This is a genomic window from Microcystis protocystis FBCC-A270, from assembly GCF_050500235.1.
Classification (GTDB): Bacteria; Cyanobacteriota; Cyanobacteriia; order Cyanobacteriales; family Microcystaceae; genus Microcystis; species Microcystis ichthyoblabe_A.
The window spans coordinates 819,740-836,093 of sequence record NZ_CP191407.1 but is presented as its reverse complement, the minus strand read 5'-3'; the positions used below and the strand labels follow the sequence as shown (position 1 = coordinate 836,093).

Here is a 16,354-nt window from a genome sequence, read left to right as displayed (position 1 = left end):
GGAAGCCGAAGGCGGGGGGATCCCCCTTAATAAGGGGGGCATCTGAAAGTTTTTAATACCCACCTACTTATCTTACTTATTTTTACCGACAATCAGCCGTTAACTTTTCGAGAAAAACTATCTATTTCAACGTTTTAACGCTCAAAACTTGGGGGGGGGTGGCATCGGGGGGATAGAGAAAATCGAGATTAACGTCGCGTCGGGCGCCGGGGGGAAGTTCTATCTGTACTAAAGCTTCTCCCTGTTGTCCTTCCCGTTGAACGAGATGGAAAAAACGTTCCTCGGTGCGTCCCAGTTCGTTACGATAGGTAACGCGCACTGCACCCCGGAAAAATACCGGTCCCTGGACGGGTTCAACAAATAGCAAGCGATCGAGATAATTATCTTCTTTAATTGGGGTTTGAATAGTCAAAGCCACCACCTGGGTTTTGCTAGTGTTGTTATATAGAGGTAAAGTCAGATAGTAGTGAACACCGTAGTTACCGTGAGCTTTGAAAGCCGTATCGGGATAACGCACTAACATGGGGGCGCTTTGAATTTGTCTGGTTCCGAAAGTAGCTGCTGTCACCGTACTTAAAGGATAGGCAAAAGCTTGACCGGGTTGAGGAATGGTGAGATTAATTCCCCCTTTGGGATCGACAATGCGGGTTGCCCATTCCGAACCGACAGAAATTCCGGCCACGCGACCATAAAAATTTCTTCTTCCGGGAGACCACTGATCAGGGGGAGTGGGGGGAAAATCGCGAGGAGCGGCTAAATCACCTCTAACTAATAGGGTACGCCATTCCTCTAGGATAGGGGGACGAAAGGTTTCTATTTCCCGATCTTCGATTTTGACTTTTTGGGGAACTTCGTAGAGGGCTAAATTAGCCATATAGATAGGGCCATCGCTGTAGAGACGCAGCAGAGTCGAGCGAGCGCTGCTTCTGGGGATAACTAGATCCAAGAGCATCCGACTTTCGCCGGGGGGAATGACGATCTGGGTGGGAAATTGGGTATCATGGCGACGACGCATGATATCGCTGGCTAAACGGGAACCGGGACCAGAAAAAACCCGGCCGTTGGGATCTTCCACCAGAGAGGGTAAATCGACAAAAGGGGCATCGGCGGAGGTGACGTAACTGACTCCTTGCAGGATGCGGATAACGAGGTTTTTGGAGGTGGGATTAGTAACGATCAGTCCCTGGTGTAGGTCGCGGATGGGATCGGTTTGACGAGCGATGTGGTGGGTGAAAACGTCAAAACGTCCTTGTAGGGGATGATTGAGATGGGCTATGGGAAAACGTTTTCCTTTACCGGGGAAAGTGGAGAGGAGAATTCCCTCTTTTTCTACCACTTCGGGACTATTGCTATTAAAAACTAGAACGTCATTTAGTTGACCGGGCAACTGACGCACTTCCTGATATTGGGTGATTAATTTCCTCTCTATCTGGGGCAGAACCGAGGCGGACTGAGCTAAAAGAATAGTGGGTAAGAAAGAAAGCATAGAGATTCCATATTTATAGGATCTAATTCAGGGTGAGTCGATGGAGAGCTGAAGTTATACGACAATATAAGCGAGTGTGTCCGGGCGATCGATAAAGAATCTTAATATATTTTTAAGGTCTGATCAAGTCCTGTCAGGGGTGATGTGAACTAGGGACGGTTTTCTGGGTGAGCAAGGGAGAATACCCCTTGCTATTGCCGATTTTAAGGGTTAAGTTGACAATGACCCGTAACTGCTCACCCTAGCTTTAAATTTCGCCGCGAATTTCTTCGACGATGCCATCTCTAAGGACGAGTTCCACATTCATTTTGGCCACTAAGTTATCGCCTTTTTCGACGCGGAAAAAGCTTTCTAGTTGTGCTTGGGCGACTTCTTGATTGAGTTCCAACAGTTGTACCTGTTGCAGTTGTTGCAGATACTGGTTTTTTTGTTCGAGAAACTCACTTTTCTGTTGATTGACTTGGATTTGAATATTGTCAATCTGTTGGGCAGCCTCGGGGGGTAAGGGGATCAGACTCTGACGCTGAATTTCTGCGATCGCTCTTTGGCCTTGGGTTTCTAATTGTTGAATTTGTGCATCAATTTGCACCATTTGTGCTTGTAATTGCTGTTGTGCTTCTTCTTTCCAGCGCGGAGTCACGATGACTTTAATTGTCACCGGGCGCTTCAGTAATAAACTGGTTTGTGCGTCATCCATGATTTGCTTATCCTAAAAAGGTTTTTTTGTCAAGGGTTTAGGGAATATTTGCCGGAAATATTTACTTGGCAAACATCTCGTTAATCATATCGCGATAGCGTTGCGTTACTACCGGTCGTTTAATCTTTAAAGTTTGGGTCATCATGCCGTTTTCTAGGGAAAAAGGCTCTAAAATTAACTCAAAGGTTTTAATCTGGTCATCGGTACGATAACCGGGCCGATTTCTCACCTCGCGCTTTAATTCTTGTTGGTAGAGATCTAAGACTTTTTTGCTGTAGAGATCGCTAGAAAGAATCGTGGAGCGATCGCTGTGAGGATCGGGTAAATTTAAGGATAGTTTCTGTTCTTGGGCCCAATTAGCCAGTATATCAAGATTAGGCACGATCAAAGCCCCCAAAGCTTTTTGATCCTGTCCCACTAGCATAATTTGGGAGATAAAGGGACTGCGTAAACAAGCATCTTCAATCGGTTGCGGTTCGATATTTTCACCATTGCTCAAAACAATTGTATCTTTGGCCCGTCCGGTTAAGACTAAATCCCCGGCAGCGGTTAACCAACCAATATCACCGCTATCAAACCAACCATCGGGAGAAATCGCTTTTTCGGTTGCTTCGGGTTTTTTATAGTATCCCTGCATCACCTGCGGACCACGAATCAAGACTAAACCGTGTTTTTCTGTGGGTAGGACTTCTTTGCTGTGTAAATCGACAATACAGATTTCTGTCTGAAAGACGGGACGACCGGCAGACCCGCGCAGGTTATGATCGATACGACGGACGGTAGCGACGGGAGAAGTTTCTGTCAGTCCATAACCAACTAAAATCGGGATTCCCGCAATCTCATAGAAAGTATCTAGATGTCTAGCTAAGGAACCACCGCCACTAACCAAGATTTTAACTTTATTTCCCACTGCTTGGCGAATTTTGCCATAAACTAGCTTGTCACCGATGGCATGGAGGGGATAGAGTAAGAGGGATTGAATTCTTGCTTTTAGTCTTTCGATCCCGGAAGCGTGAAGGTGATCAAGACTGAGATTATCGGCGATACGTTTAGCAATAACGTAATTTTCCGACTTTTCTAGCAAAAATCGCACTAATTTCTGTTTTGTGGCCGATTGTTCGCTAAATTGCTTTTGGATACCCTCGTAAAGAGATTCCCAAAGACGGGGAACTCCCACCATTAATTGCGGACTAAATTGCTTTAAATCCTGCTTAAAAGTGCGAATACTGGTATAAATCTGGGTGCAACCTTGAGCTAGACTGAAATACTCACAACTGCGCTCGTAGGAGTGCCATGAAGGTAGTATACTTAAAACTCGATCGCCAGGATCCGGTTGAAAGATAGCGTTTAAGTTGCGTACCTGATGCAGCAGATTACCGTGACTTAACATCACCCCTTTTGGTTGTCCCGTCGTTCCCGATGTGTAGATGAGGGTAGCCAGATCATTTTCGCTCTTGGTGATGGGTTTAAGGGTGTTCTCAGCCCCGATCGCCATTAGTTGCTTGAAATTTAAGGTCTGCACGGAAATCGCCCCAGTAGCGGGGTCTTCGTCGGTGAGCAGCACGATTAATTTTAGGGGCAATTCAGGGATTTTCGCCAGCAATTTGCCTAAAGTTTTGTTATTTTCGACAATCAGCGTCTGACTGTCACTATCGGCCAGAATATAGGCTAATTCCTCTGCATCTGCTTGAGCAGATCGTACCGCGTTGGCGGCCCCGGCTGCCATGGAACCTTGGTCGGCAATAAACCACCGGGGACTATTATCGGCAAATAAAGCGACATTTTCGGTTTCTGTGACTCCTAATGCTTGCAAAGCGGCGGCAAATTGCTGAATTTGTTGATAAAGTTCCCGATAGGTGAGAATTACTTCCGGTTTACTGTGGGGATCGTGCAGAGCGATAATATTGGGGAAACGTTGGGCAACTATTGACCAAACTTCGGGTAAAGATTGAATATTTGAATAGTCAATTAGGGTTGTCATAGCAGTAGTTATAGAGGGTTACAAGAGTAATAACATATAGATTAACCATTCGAGGCTCTTTTTGCCGGTTCCCCTAGACAGTATTTCAACAGGTATCTAATCCTGCAAAGTTAATTTCCTAGTTGAGACTCGGAGAGAGGAGACTTTTCAGTTATCGGTGAACGGTGAACAGTAATCAGGGAATGTTACTGTTACTTAATACTGCTTACTGATTACGGAAAAGGCTAACGGCTTAGATGTATAATTAATTTTGCTTAGGTACTTAATATAGTTGTAACTAGCAGAAAAAACGATGATTGCTCTATCTAAATATAATAATCTCACTCCAGAAGAATATCTTCAGTTTGAAGAAAAAAGTCCCATTAAACACGAATATATCGATGGACAAATTTACGACATGGCAGGGACGACGGATACTCATAATATTGTTGGGGGGAATATATACACAATTGTTCGTAATCATTTGCGAGGTTCCGATTGTCGGGTTTATTTTGCCGATGTGAAAGTCAGATTAGAGAAACGCAATCACTTTTATTATCCTGATATTCTTGTCACCTGCGATGACAGAGATAGGGAAACTGCTACCTACAAAAGTTTTCCTAAATTGATTATCGAAGTTCTCTCCGATTCTACAGAAGCTTTTGACAGGGGGGATAAATTTAATGATTATCAAACTCTAGAAAGTTTAGAGGAATATGTCTTAGTGAATAGTAAACACCAACGAGTGGAAACTTTTCGACGGGGTGAACAGGGTTTATGGATTCTGCAAACCTATCAGCAAGAAAGTTTTAGTTTACAGAGTATTAATCTGACGGCATCTTTTCGGGATTTATACGAGGATATCACCCTAGAAACGGTTAATGATACTCCCGAAAGTCCTTAAGAAAATCTCCTTCAACGATTAAACCCATGATTGCTCTATCTAACTATAATAATCTCACTCCAGAAGAATATCTTCAGTTTGAAGAAAAAAGTCCCATTAAACATGAATATATCGATGGGCAAATTTACGACATGGCAGGAACGACGGATACTCATAATATTATCGGACTCAATTTAACTTTTATCATTCGTAATCATTTGCGGGGTTCCGATTGTCGGGTTTATTTTGCCGATGTGAAAGTCAGATTAGAGAAACGCAATCACTTTTATTATCCCGATATTCTTGTCACCTGCGATGACAGAGATAGAGAAACTGCTACCTACAAAAGTTTTCCTAAATTGATTATCGAAGTTCTCTCCGATTCTACAGAAGCTTTTGACAGGGGGGATAAATTTAATGATTATCAAACTCTAGAAAGTTTAGAGGAATATGTCTTAGTGAATAGTAAACACCAACGAGTGGAAACTTTTCGACGGGGTGAACAGGGTTTATGGATTCTGCAAACCTATCAGCAAGAAAGTTTTAGTTTACAGAGTATTAATCTGACGGCATCTTTTCGGGATTTATACGAGGATATCACCCTAGAAACCTGACAGGGGGACAAGAAAGCTGAAATCCATATATCGTAAACTTTTCATGATTTTAGCTCGAAAAAGTTCGCCGCACCATCTCTCACTTATTAATAATGATTCCTAGTAAGCTCGCTCCTATCCCTAATTCTTTCGTTAGCTTTTTGCCTAGAATCGCTCGATCTATTTCTAGCGAGAGAAGCCAGAAGCCTTTGTTGGCAAATTTTCTAGCTCGCTTGTCCCCCTGTCAGAAAATCAACACCACTGACGGATCATCAGCAATCATCAAGTTAATCGCTTGCATCAACTCTGCTGATTTTGGATGTTTACAGCGATCTAAATCGTCAATAGAACTCTTGCAAATTAATTATATGTTATAATGATGGGTTAACTAATTTTCCCCAAAAAATTAGTTAATCAGTACATTCGTCCTGAATGAAAACTTGAAGTTTAACTTTTAACTCAAAACTCTTTAGAGCTGCTTTAATTTGGTTATCAAAACCTCTTTATTTAAGCGGCACAAACTATCTCAATTATAAAAATTGAGAATAAATTCTCCTTGACTTGATTAATCTTTAGGCAACTTTTAAGAAGCTGCTATACCTATCCCTAACTCACAGTTATAAATAGCCGCCAACAAGTTAACTCTTAAACTATATCTTCGACGACGATTCCGATATTTACAGGATAAGATTTTAAAGATTTTGAGTTTCCTATTTATAGGTTCAATGATAATCCTTTCTTTGGCTAAAGCCTTGTTATACTCTTTTTCTAACTCTGTTAATTTTCTATTTTTCGGTTTCTTTTTCGGTGTATAACTATTACTATGGTATGCAGCTATTCCCTGATAACCACTGTCTTCTATGCTGGTAGTTAAAGGATGAAAACGAACTCGACTTTTTTTAAATAAACTAAAATCATGACCTCTACCTTTCCCACAAAAGACACAGATAATTTCCTCGGTATTTTGATCAGCTACTAATTGGGATTTTAAAGTATGATAACCTCTTTTACCCGAAAAAAAATCTTTCTGTTTCTTTTGGGGGCGTTCAATGGGAGTTTCCGTTACATCCATTACCGTTACGACCGGTATCTCTGCTTGATTGAGTAAAGCTTTTTTTCCTTTTAAACGGAAGTTTCCCGATTGTAAAAGCATTTTTTCCGTCTTATTTACAATCCGACATATAGTTGATTCTGATAGTTCCCAGCTTGTACCAATGTGAAAATATGTTCTATATTCTCGCCAATATTCTAACGTTACTAAAACTTGTTCTTCTATAGATAGTTTAGGTTTCGGTCCCCTTTTAGATGGTGAATTAGAGTCGGCTTCAACACTTTTTACTGATTCTACCATCTTTCTATATGTTTGTTTGTACACACCGAAACGGCGTTTGAATTGTTCATCTGATAAGTTTTGATAATCCATAATTTTGCTAATAAACATAGCAAAATTATAGATGATTTCCTGACCTAAGATCACATTTTATTCTTTTTTCCACTTCAATCTAAGAATTGAGAAAAAAGCAAAACCTTATATTATACCATAAAAAAATTATGCAAGAGGTCTAATAAATACATATACTCGATCATTCCCAATATAGGCATCGACAATTTTAGCAAAATCTTCATGAAATTCTTCCTATCATCTAAACCCGATAGGTTTTGTCAGGTAGGGGATAGAAGATTTAACTATGTCTATAGAATTATTGGAGTTTAGTTTTACTAGGAATCAGAATTAATGACCAGTAGGTGACAGCCTCTGGATCGATTTCGGTAATCGGAATAATTTGCTGATTGGGTAAGGTTGCTCGTTCGATGTAGAGGGCGCGTTCTAATAATCCTAATTCCTCGAGAATATCACGAACTTTAGCGAAATGTCTGCCTAATTTAATAATCGCTGCTGCATCGATAAATGCTAGGCGATCCCGCAATATTTCCGCCTCTAAAGTAGCGGGCATGATACTAAATACGTCATTTCGATAAGTGATAGGTACACCCAGCATTGCTGCACTTGCCATCACTGAAGAAATACCCGGCACGACTTCAATGGAAAAGCGATCGCACAAGCGATTAAAGATATACATAAATGTGCCATACAACATCGGATCGCCCACACATAAAACTGCCACATCTCGGCCTAAGTTTAACTGTTCGGCGATATTTTCGGCGGCAATATCATAATGAGGTTGAGAACTGCGCTCGACACTAAAAGGTAAAGGCATGGGAATTTCTATCTGCTCGGGACGGATAAAATCCGACACAATTGCCCGTGCCAAAACTTTGCCACTTTCTAAGGTAGGATAGGCAATTACCGGAACAGTTGTGAGAATCCGGTGTGCTTTTAGCGTCAACAATTCGGGATCACCGGGACCGATTCCTAATCCATAAAGTTTGCCTAATTTATTCATAATTCGTTCTCTTTTGCTAAAGCATTGACTGCTGCTGCTGCGATTGCGCTGCCGCCTCTACGTCCGTGTAGGGTAATAAATGGCACGCCACGACTATTAGTTGCTAATTCTGTTTTCGACTCTGCCGCTCCTACAAATCCCACGGGAAAGCCTAAAATCAAAGCCGGTTTAGCTACATTTTGATCGAGCAATTCTAGTAGGTGAAAAAGTGCGGTTGGTGCATTACCAATGGCTACCACTGCTCCAGCTAAATGAGGTTGCCAAAGTTCTAAAGCGGCAGCGGAGCGGGTATTATTAATTTGTCGTGCTAACTCGGTCACTTCTGGATAATTGAGGGTACAAATAATCGGATTATTTTTAGGTAAACGGGCTTTGGTAATGCCATTAGCGACCATTTGAGAATCACAGAGAATTGCTGCACCCCCAGCGAGAGCATTTCGTCCGATTTTAACCGCGTCTGGTGATGCTTCTAAATCTTCTGTTATGTCTGTCATCCCGCAGGAATGAATTAGACGAACCGCCACAGAAGCTAAATCATCGGGGAGATTTTTCCAGTTAGTTTCAGCCCGAATAATAGCAAAAGATTTGCGGTAAATTTCCTCACCATTCTTAATGTATTCCATTCTATTCATCTAAATTTTTTGATTTTTGGGAGCTTAAAATTTGGACTATGAGCGGGGGAATCTTGGTAAATTCTCCCTCAAATATGGGTGCTTCTAAGAATTTTTGACTATCACCCACATAGACTTGATAAGCTTCCATTATTTGGCCATTTTCCTCGATGGTAGTTCCTAAAAGGGTAATTTCCGCAGGACCCGGTTGAGCGCAGGATTTAGCACAACCCGTCAAGTGAATATTAACAGGAGAATTGCAGGTTAAGTGTTCCTGCAAATAATCTGCCAGGAGAGAAGCATGAATTTGAGTTGCAGTAGCTGCTGCTGTACAACCCGGTTTACCGCTACAGGCAACTATCCCCGCATCCCATCCGGGAGAAGCGGATAATCCTAGTGATGCCAGTTTTGGCAACAATTCTGACACTTTTTCATCGGGAATATCGGGTAATATAACAGTCTGCCAAGGGGTTAATCGTAACTGACCACTGCCAAAAGTTTCTGATAGTGCCGCTAATCCCCATAGTTGATTAGCCGTCAATTGTCCTAATCTTAATGATAGGCCAACATAAGACAATCTGGGTTGCTTTTGAGGATGAATTCCTAGATGAAAATAGGGTTGAGTAGAATGGGCAGCCTGCTGGTATTCTTGCCCTTGTATTATGCCGGTAGAAGTCCGATGTAATCGGGAGTTAACTTGTTCGAGATATTTTGTCAATCCCCAATCTTTGATTAGGTGTTTCATCCGAGGTTTTTTCCCCTTGATATTGGGGGTTTGTTGAACATAATTGACATAAACCTTTACTAGAGCTTTGACCACAGCTAAACAGTTTTCTGGCTCAATTAATAAGTCCGTGTCATATAATTGTTTATCTCCTCCAAGTGCTAATCGAAAGCAAACAAGAGAAGTTAAATTTGTCGGATTTTTGACGGTAATTGCCGATAGCTGAATCTCATTATAGCGGTGTTGCCAAGCCATAGTTGAACCAGTGCCAATTCCCACTGCACCACCGCCATCGATCCCGATACTAAATTTAGGACTTAGTTGGGCAATTGATGGATAATTTTGGATAAAATTATCTAATTCTTGGACTAATGGACGAGTATCGATCAATTCTTGGCAGTCAATTCCAGCCGTGGGACTGGACATGATATTACGCAGATGATCGATACTGGGGTTATGGGCAGCTAACCCTAATTTTTGCAGGGTTTGAAATTCTTCTAAACTGGGGGATTTTTGCAGTCCGCGAATTTGCAGATTTGCCCGATTGGTAACTTGTATTGTACTCTGCCATTGTTCGAGCCAAGTGGCGATCGCTTTTCCCTGTGGAGAATTGAGCCATCCACCGGGGGTGCGGAGACGAATTAAAAACCCATCTTGGGCAGCAGTGCCATAAAATAAACCGGGACAAGCATTTGCTTTAACTAACCAATTCACCGTTGTTTGTTCTCCATGCGACGCAGAGAAGTAGTTAGAAAATTAGTTTTCTATACTACCAATCAAAAGCTTGTAATTGGTATTCTGACTCGCAAGGAAAAAGGGAAGATGTACTCTTTTTACTTTTTACTTGATTACAGCTGCGGCACAGTACCAGAATTGCACTGGACTTTCCCAAAGACAAGTTTAAGGATCATACCACGTTTTTGGTTGAAAATCAGTATCGTTAAGAATCGCTACATTTTCCCCCCTTTGTGCTAAGACAAATAAACCTTGACGATAAGCATATTTATCCGCTCCCTCTTCGATTTCAATGCCTGCTACTGCCCCATATAATTGTTTGTGGTTATATTCGGGAAAAAATTGCCTAAATTCTGTTAGATTATTGATTAATTCTTTGACATCATCTACACTTAAACTACTTTTAACTTCCACTACTAGCACATGATTTTCATTAGTTACTAACACATCAATTTCTAGGGTTTTACCATCGAGACGTTTTCTGACTCTTTGACTAACTTGATGTACGGGAATCTGACGATTTAAAAATAAAGTCTCACAAGCGGGGGCTACCATATTTTCGACAAAACGTCCCCATTTACCTCCAAGATTACCAATTTCTTGACTGAGTCTAGTAATTTGGCGATCGGTTTTTAAAGATTGTTCTTTGAGAATCCGCTCCGTTTCTAAAGATTGTTCTTTGAGAACACGCTCGGTTTCTTGAAAGCGTCGCTCGGTTTCTTGAAAGCATCTTTCTGTCTCTTTTTGAGCTTCTACTAATTCGGCTAATAATCTCCAAACATCATCGGCGGTGGTGGTCATAATTTTTCCTCTAAATTAACTTGACAATAACCTGATTATATCTTGTTTTTAAAGCCCCTACCACGTTTTCGGTTGAAACTCAGTATCGTTAAGAATTGCTACATTTTCACCCCTTTGTGCCAAGACAAATAAACCTTGACGATAGGCATATTTATCCGCTCCCTCTTCGATTTCAATGCCTGCTACTGCCCCATATAATTGTTTGTGGTTATATTCGGGAAAAAATTGCCTAAATTCTGTTAGATTCTTGATTAATTCTTTGACATCATCTACACTTAAACTACTTTTGACTTCCACTACCAGTACATGATTCTCATTAGTTACTAACACATCAATTTCTAGGGTTTTACCGTCGAGACGTTTTCTGACTCTTTGACTAACTTCGCCAATTCAAAAATGAAACGCATCAACCTCAAGAGTTGACAAAGAAAGGCTCATCAGGTACTGTCTGATCATTAACAAAAACAAATCAGACCCAAAATGAGCCACCAACATCTTAACATAGAACAAAGAAACTTGCTCTACCAACTTAGTCAGGAGGGAAATTTATCTCAACGGCAAATGGCCGTCTGGCTCGGATGTCATCAAAGCACAATATCACGGGAATTAAAAAGGAATCAAAGTTCTCTTGGCTGCTATCTACCTGACACAGCACAAGCTGAAAGCGAGACAAGGCGAAAAAATGCCAAACAACCCTTTAAAAATGTCAGCGAGTCAGCCTTAGAGTTGGTCAAAGAAGGATTGAAAGATTATCATAGTCCCGAACAAATAGCAGGTCGTCTGAAAAGAGCCAGTCAAGAATCTCTCAGTCACGAAACCATCTATCAAATGATCTATCAGAACTATCACGGATGTGGAGAGTACCAGAAATATTTACGCCGGGGGCTTTGTCAAAGAAAGAGTCGAGGCGGAGCAAAAAGTAAGCGTGGAGGGATTCCAGGGCGTGTAGATATCAGCGAGCGACCAGTAATTGCTGACCAGAAAACTGAAATCGGTCATTGGGAAAGTGACACAATGATTGGAGGCAATCATCTAGGAGTTCTCGTTACTCATGTAGATAAAGCCTCGAAATTTTTAGTAGCAGGATTAGCCAAAAACAAAACCGCATCGGAAATCAATAGAGTCACAGAAAAACTTTTTCAAGAGATTCACCCTGACAAAAGAAAAACCTTTACTTGTGACAAGGTTAAAGAATTTTGTGGACATCAAGAGTTGAGTCAGAAACTAGGAGCAGATTTTTATTTTGCTACTCCTTATCATTCGTGGGAGAGGGGATTAAACGAGCATACCAATGGACTGTTAAGACAATTTTTCCCTAAGGGAACGAATTTTAAAATCGTTAAGCCAGAGGAGGTGGAAAGAGCCGTAAACTTGATTAACAATCGTCCTCGAAAATGTCTTGACTATCGTACCCCGAATGAGGTATTCTATAAAGGTAGATCAGACAGTGATGCAATTCAGACTTGAATTGGCCCTTGATGTACGGGAATCTGACGATTTAAAAATAAAGTCTCACAAGCGGGGGCTACCATATTTTCGACAAAACGTCCCCATTTACCGCCAAGATTACCAATTTCTTGACTGACTCTGGTAATTTGGCGATCGGTTTTTAAAGATTGTTCTTTGAGAATCCGCTCGGTTTCTTGAAAGCGTCGCTCGGTTTCTTGAAAGCATCTTTCTGTCTCTTTTTGAGCTTCTACTAATTCGGCTAATAATCTCCAAACATCATCGGCGGTGGTGGTCATAATTTTTCCTCTGAATTAACTTGACACTAACCCGATTATATCTTGTTTGAAGGATGGAGCCTGATGGCAGATAATGAAATAGTAGCGATTTTTTTTAATATGGCGGATCGCAATTGTCAGTCGAAATGGCTATCGATCATAGGAATTGGTGAAGATGGCTTAGAAGGGTTAAGTTCAGTGGGGCGAAGTCTGCTTTCTTTAGCATCAGTTATTGTCGGTGGTGAACGTCATCTGGCAATGTTACCCCCAGAGGATCAACGGCAAAAACTGCTCTGGACTTCTCCCATTCAAGACTCCATTAACGAGATTATCCGCCGTCGTGGTCAATCTGTCTGTGTTTTGGCCAGTGGTGATCCCATGTGCTACGGAATTGGTGTCACCCTCACCCGCCAGATTCCCCTGGAGGAAATGACGATTATTCCCTCTCCTTCTAGCTTTAGTCTTGCCTGTAGTCGTTTGGGTTGGTCCCTGAGTGAAGTGGAAACTTTGAGTTTGTGCGGTCGGCCCCCGGCTTGGTTGAATGGGGTGCTTTATCCCGGCGCTAAACTGCTGGTACTGAGCGCTGATGCTCAGACTCCCGCAATCGCTGCTCGGCTGCTCAGGGAGGGAGGTTTTGGCGAAAGTTCCATCACCGTTTTAGAACATCTAGGGGGAACCCGAGAACGCCACATTCAAGGCATTGCCAACGATTGGGAGTTTACAGATCTGGCAGATTTAAATGTCATCGCCATTAGCTGCATTTCCTCCCATCTCCCCACCCTGGCGCCGCGCCTTCCAGGACTGCCGGATTCTGCTTACCATCACGACGGACAGTTGACAAAAAGAGAAGTTCGTGCTATCACGCTGAGTAGATTGGTTCCCCTGCCTGGGCAATTGCTCTGGGATGTGGGGGCGGGTTGTGGTTCCATTGCCATTGAGTGGCTGCGTAGCGATCGCCGTTGCCAGGCTATTGCGATCGAACATCATCCCACCAGATTACAATACATTGCCGATAATGCCGCCGCCCTGGGAACGCCTCACCTGCAAATCGTCGCCGGAATCGCACCGAGCGCCCTGGAAGATTTACCGCAACCGGACGCTATTTTTATTGGTGGCGGTATCACCACACCCCACCTATTGGAAACCTGTTGGTTAGCCCTGCGCCCCGGGGGTCGTCTTGTTGCCAATACTGTTACAATTGAAAGCGAATTAGTTCTCTTGCAATGGCATAGTAAATTAGGAGGGGAACTGCTGCGAATTGGCATTGAAAAAGCCGAACCGGTCGGCAAGTTTTTAGGTTGGAAAGCCATGGCCCCCGTAACCCAGTGGACTGTTCTGAAACCGAGATTGTAAATCCTTGATTTTCTCCTTGATCCCTCTTGCAAAAGTTGTAGATAGAACTTTTTGGGTATTCTTTTTCTTTCTAATTAGTTAGGGCTTGCTGAATAAATCTAAAAACCTTGTTGGATAAGGCTTTTAGACTTTTTTTCCCTCAAAAAGTGCCGACCATTGGAGGGATCGGGGGTAAAATTCAGGTACTTTTTCCCTGAAAATTAGGTAACTGACTACCTCAAAATCGGTAAAACCCTACACCCCACACCCCACACCCCACACCCTGCCCCCACCAACAAACTTTTTCAGCAGACCCTAGTTAGGTGTTAAAAATTGTCAGATCCCCCTTAATAAGGAGGGATCAAAGCCCCCCTTAATAAGCTATCCATTAGTCAGATCTTTCTTAACAAAAAGAGAAGAAACTTAAAAAAAGGGGAAACGATTGATAGGTATAGTTTTGAAAGAAGGAATTAAGGTGGAGGTAAGCAAAAAAATGGAGAAATGGGCAGCCCAAGAATTACAGTATGCAGACCTAGGGGACACCAGAAGAAAGAAAAGGTTAATCAGTATCGTAGAAAACTTGGCCAGCCAACCTAGTACAAGTGTGCCACAAGCTTCGGGAAATCTAGCCGCAGCGAGTGCCACCTACGACTTTTGGAATTCCCCCTATTTTCACCCCTCAGATATAATTGCCGCCCAAGCCAAAAGTACAGTAGAAAGAATCAAAGAACATCCAATAGTTTTGGCAGTGCAAGACACAACAAGTTTAGACTTTACGACGCAAAAAGCCAAAAAAGGAATGGGTTATCTAGATTATAAAAAATCCTTTGGTCTCAAAGTTCATACCACCTTAGGAGTGTCACCGCAAGGAATAGCTTTAGGACTGATTAATCAATATGTCTGGGCAAGAGAAGAAAAGAATTTAGGGATTGCCAAGCAACGCAAAAAAAGAGAAACCGAAGAAAAAGAAAGTCAAAGATGGTTAGATTCTTTGTCAGAAACACAACAACAAATACCCGAAGAAATTCAAGTAGTAACAATCGGAGATTGTGAGGCAGACATATTTGATTTATTTGCCCAATCAAGAAGTCCTAACTCTCATTTATTAATCCGAGGAACTCATAACCGAAAAGTTAACTATCTCGAAGACAAGCAAAAGTCAGGGCATCCAGAGCCTAAATATTTACATCAATCCATCAGAGAAATAAAAGCCTGTGGTAGCCTAGATGTGCAAGTAAAACGCAATCCTAATCACGAGGCTAGACTATACTTTGCACGGTTATAACTTGCATTTTTTACTCAAAGACAATAATATAGTTCAAGAGTCATAATTAGAAGCAAAGCACTCATTAAAAACATGATTAACCTAGAATTCACGGAAGAAGAAAAGAACTCACTGTATTATGAAAGATTTCATCATCCTCATCCCCGGGTTCAACTGAAGATGGAAGTTCTCTGGTTAAAAAGCCAAAAGATACCGCACAAAAAAATTTGTCAGTTAGCAGGAATCTCGCCAAATACCTTATTAACCTATCTTCGAGATTATCAAGAGGGCGGAATAGAAAAATTAAAAGAAATCAACTTCTATCGCCCTAAAAGTGAATTAGAGTCTCAAAGAGAAACACTCAAAAAATATTTCGAGAAAAATCCACCAGCCACAATAAATGAAGCTGTATATAGAATAGAAGAATTGACAGGGATAAAACGAAGTCCTACCCAAGTGAGGAAATTCTTAAAATCCTTGGGAATGAAATGTTTAAAAATAGGTTCTCTTCCTTCTAAAGCTGACCCAGATGAACAAGAAGACTACAAAGAAAAAAAGCTAGAACCCAGACTAAATGAGGCTAAAGAAGGAAAAAGGGCTGTTTTTTTTGTTGATGCCGCTCACTTCGTCATGGGAGCATTTCTCGGTTTTGTTTGGTGTTTTGAGAGACTTTTTGTTAAGTCACCGAGCGGGCGTAAACGCTTCAATGTTTTAGGAGCATTAAATGCAATAACTCATGAAGTTATTCTAGTTACTAATGACACTTATATTACGGCAACTCAAGTCTGTGAACTTCTTGAAAAAATAGCTGCTTTAGGACTAATGATTCCCATCACTCTAGTCTTAGATAATGCCCGCTATCAGAAATGTAAAATTGTTGAAGAATTGGCTCTTTCTTTGTCAATAGAGCTACTCTATCTGCCGTCTTATTCGCCTAATCTAAATTTAATTGAAAGGCTGTGGAAATTTGTCAAAAAGAAATGTTTACATGGTAAATATTATGAAAACTTTTCTGACTTTTCTTCAGCCATTTATGAATGTCTGAATGATGCCCATCTGAAACATAAAAAAGAACTGGATTCCTTGCTGACTCTACGATTTCAGAAGTTTAATAAATCTCAGATTATGAACGTCTAAAG

Annotated in this window: 13 protein-coding genes, 4 pseudogenes and 1 riboswitch; of the genes and pseudogenes, 6 read left to right on the top strand and 11 right to left on the bottom strand. The window is 41.5% G+C overall.

What is annotated here, in order from left to right:
• Positions 1 to 121: 121 nt before the first annotated feature.
• From ACQY1X_RS04025 to ACQY1X_RS04015, 3 genes are all read right to left on the bottom strand, one after another.
• A complete protein-coding gene (locus tag ACQY1X_RS04025) occupies positions 122 to 1,486 on the bottom strand; it encodes a DUF3370 domain-containing protein (protein ID WP_002737389.1) in 1,365 nt (454 codons plus the stop codon).
• Between the two features lie 247 nt (positions 1,487 to 1,733).
• Positions 1,734 to 2,183 carry a YlqD family protein gene (locus tag ACQY1X_RS04020; protein WP_430015414.1) on the bottom strand — a complete coding sequence of 150 codons (450 nt, stop codon included), beginning with the start codon at positions 2,181 to 2,183 and terminating at the stop codon, positions 1,734 to 1,736.
• Between the two features lie 61 nt (positions 2,184 to 2,244).
• Positions 2,245 to 4,164: a long-chain fatty acid--CoA ligase gene (locus tag ACQY1X_RS04015; protein WP_002737027.1), complete on the bottom strand. Its 1,920-nt coding sequence runs from the start codon at positions 4,162 to 4,164 to the stop codon at positions 2,245 to 2,247.
• A gap of 292 nt (positions 4,165 to 4,456) precedes the next feature.
• Between ACQY1X_RS04015 and ACQY1X_RS04010 the strand changes: the two genes are divergently transcribed.
• Together ACQY1X_RS04010 and ACQY1X_RS04005 are read left to right on the top strand one after the other, a co-directional pair.
• Entirely contained in the window at positions 4,457 to 5,047 is a 591-nt protein-coding gene (locus ACQY1X_RS04010; RefSeq protein WP_430015413.1) for a Uma2 family endonuclease, read from the top strand.
• Between the two features lie 26 nt (positions 5,048 to 5,073).
• Positions 5,074 to 5,640, top strand: a complete 567-nt coding sequence (locus ACQY1X_RS04005) for a Uma2 family endonuclease (protein WP_002737616.1) — start codon at positions 5,074 to 5,076, stop codon at positions 5,638 to 5,640.
• Positions 5,641 to 5,869: 229 nt separating this feature from the next.
• Here the strand turns inward: ACQY1X_RS04005 and ACQY1X_RS04000 are convergent.
• The 7 genes and pseudogenes from ACQY1X_RS04000 to ACQY1X_RS03970 form a co-directional block, all read right to left on the bottom strand.
• Positions 5,870 to 5,965: pseudogene (locus tag ACQY1X_RS04000) on the bottom strand (P-loop NTPase fold protein); the annotation flags it as partial.
• A gap of 237 nt (positions 5,966 to 6,202) precedes the next feature.
• Positions 6,203 to 7,060: an IS5-like element ISMae4 family transposase gene (locus tag ACQY1X_RS03995; protein ID WP_430015724.1), complete on the bottom strand. Its 858-nt coding sequence runs from the start codon at positions 7,058 to 7,060 to the stop codon at positions 6,203 to 6,205.
• Positions 7,061 to 7,319: 259 nt separating this feature from the next.
• On the bottom strand, positions 7,320 to 8,024 hold the full coding sequence (gene cobI, locus ACQY1X_RS03990) for a precorrin-2 C(20)-methyltransferase (protein WP_002755704.1): 705 nt from the start codon (positions 8,022 to 8,024) through the stop codon (positions 7,320 to 7,322).
• Positions 8,021 to 8,647, bottom strand: coding sequence for a precorrin-8X methylmutase (locus tag ACQY1X_RS03985; RefSeq protein ID WP_024969884.1), 627 nt, complete (start codon positions 8,645 to 8,647; stop codon positions 8,021 to 8,023). The genes cobI and ACQY1X_RS03985 overlap by 4 nt, the downstream gene beginning before the upstream one ends.
• Before the next feature lies 1 nt (position 8,648).
• On the bottom strand, positions 8,649 to 10,073 hold the full coding sequence (cobG, locus tag ACQY1X_RS03980; protein WP_430015412.1) for a precorrin-3B synthase: 1,425 nt from the start codon (positions 10,071 to 10,073) through the stop codon (positions 8,649 to 8,651).
• Positions 10,074 to 10,130: 57 nt separating this feature from the next.
• Positions 10,131 to 10,289, bottom strand: a riboswitch (cobalamin riboswitch).
• Positions 10,260 to 10,895 carry a DUF3782 domain-containing protein gene (locus ACQY1X_RS03975; protein ID WP_430014017.1) on the bottom strand — a complete coding sequence of 212 codons (636 nt, stop codon included), beginning with the start codon at positions 10,893 to 10,895 and terminating at the stop codon, positions 10,260 to 10,262. (Overlaps the previous riboswitch by 30 nt.)
• Positions 10,896 to 10,952: 57 nt before the next feature.
• Positions 10,953 to 11,285, bottom strand: a pseudogene (locus tag ACQY1X_RS03970) (DUF3782 domain-containing protein); the annotation flags it as partial.
• A gap of 90 nt (positions 11,286 to 11,375) precedes the next feature.
• On the opposite strand from ACQY1X_RS03970, the gene ACQY1X_RS03965 reads away from it, so the two are divergent.
• A complete protein-coding gene (locus ACQY1X_RS03965) occupies positions 11,376 to 12,362 on the top strand; it encodes an IS30-like element ISMae39 family transposase (RefSeq protein ID WP_430012831.1) in 987 nt (328 codons plus the stop codon).
• A gap of 8 nt (positions 12,363 to 12,370) precedes the next feature.
• Here the strand turns inward: ACQY1X_RS03965 and ACQY1X_RS03960 are convergent.
• A pseudogene (locus ACQY1X_RS03960) lies at positions 12,371 to 12,640 on the bottom strand (DUF3782 domain-containing protein); the annotation flags it as partial.
• 63 nt (positions 12,641 to 12,703) lie between these two features.
• On the opposite strand from ACQY1X_RS03960, the gene cbiE reads away from it, so the two are divergent.
• The 3 genes and pseudogenes from cbiE (at position 12,704) to ACQY1X_RS03945 (ending at position 16,352) form a co-directional block, all read left to right on the top strand.
• Positions 12,704 to 13,972, top strand: coding sequence for a precorrin-6y C5,15-methyltransferase (decarboxylating) subunit CbiE (gene cbiE, locus ACQY1X_RS03955; protein ID WP_430014016.1), 1,269 nt, complete (start codon positions 12,704 to 12,706; stop codon positions 13,970 to 13,972).
• Between the two features lie 472 nt (positions 13,973 to 14,444).
• Positions 14,445 to 15,218 (top strand): annotated as a pseudogene (locus tag ACQY1X_RS03950) (IS4-like element ISMae7 family transposase); the annotation flags it as partial.
• A gap of 90 nt (positions 15,219 to 15,308) precedes the next feature.
• On the top strand, positions 15,309 to 16,352 hold the full coding sequence (locus ACQY1X_RS03945; RefSeq protein ID WP_069474877.1) for an IS630 family transposase: 1,044 nt from the start codon (positions 15,309 to 15,311) through the stop codon (positions 16,350 to 16,352).
• Positions 16,353 to 16,354: the final 2 nt, after the last annotated feature.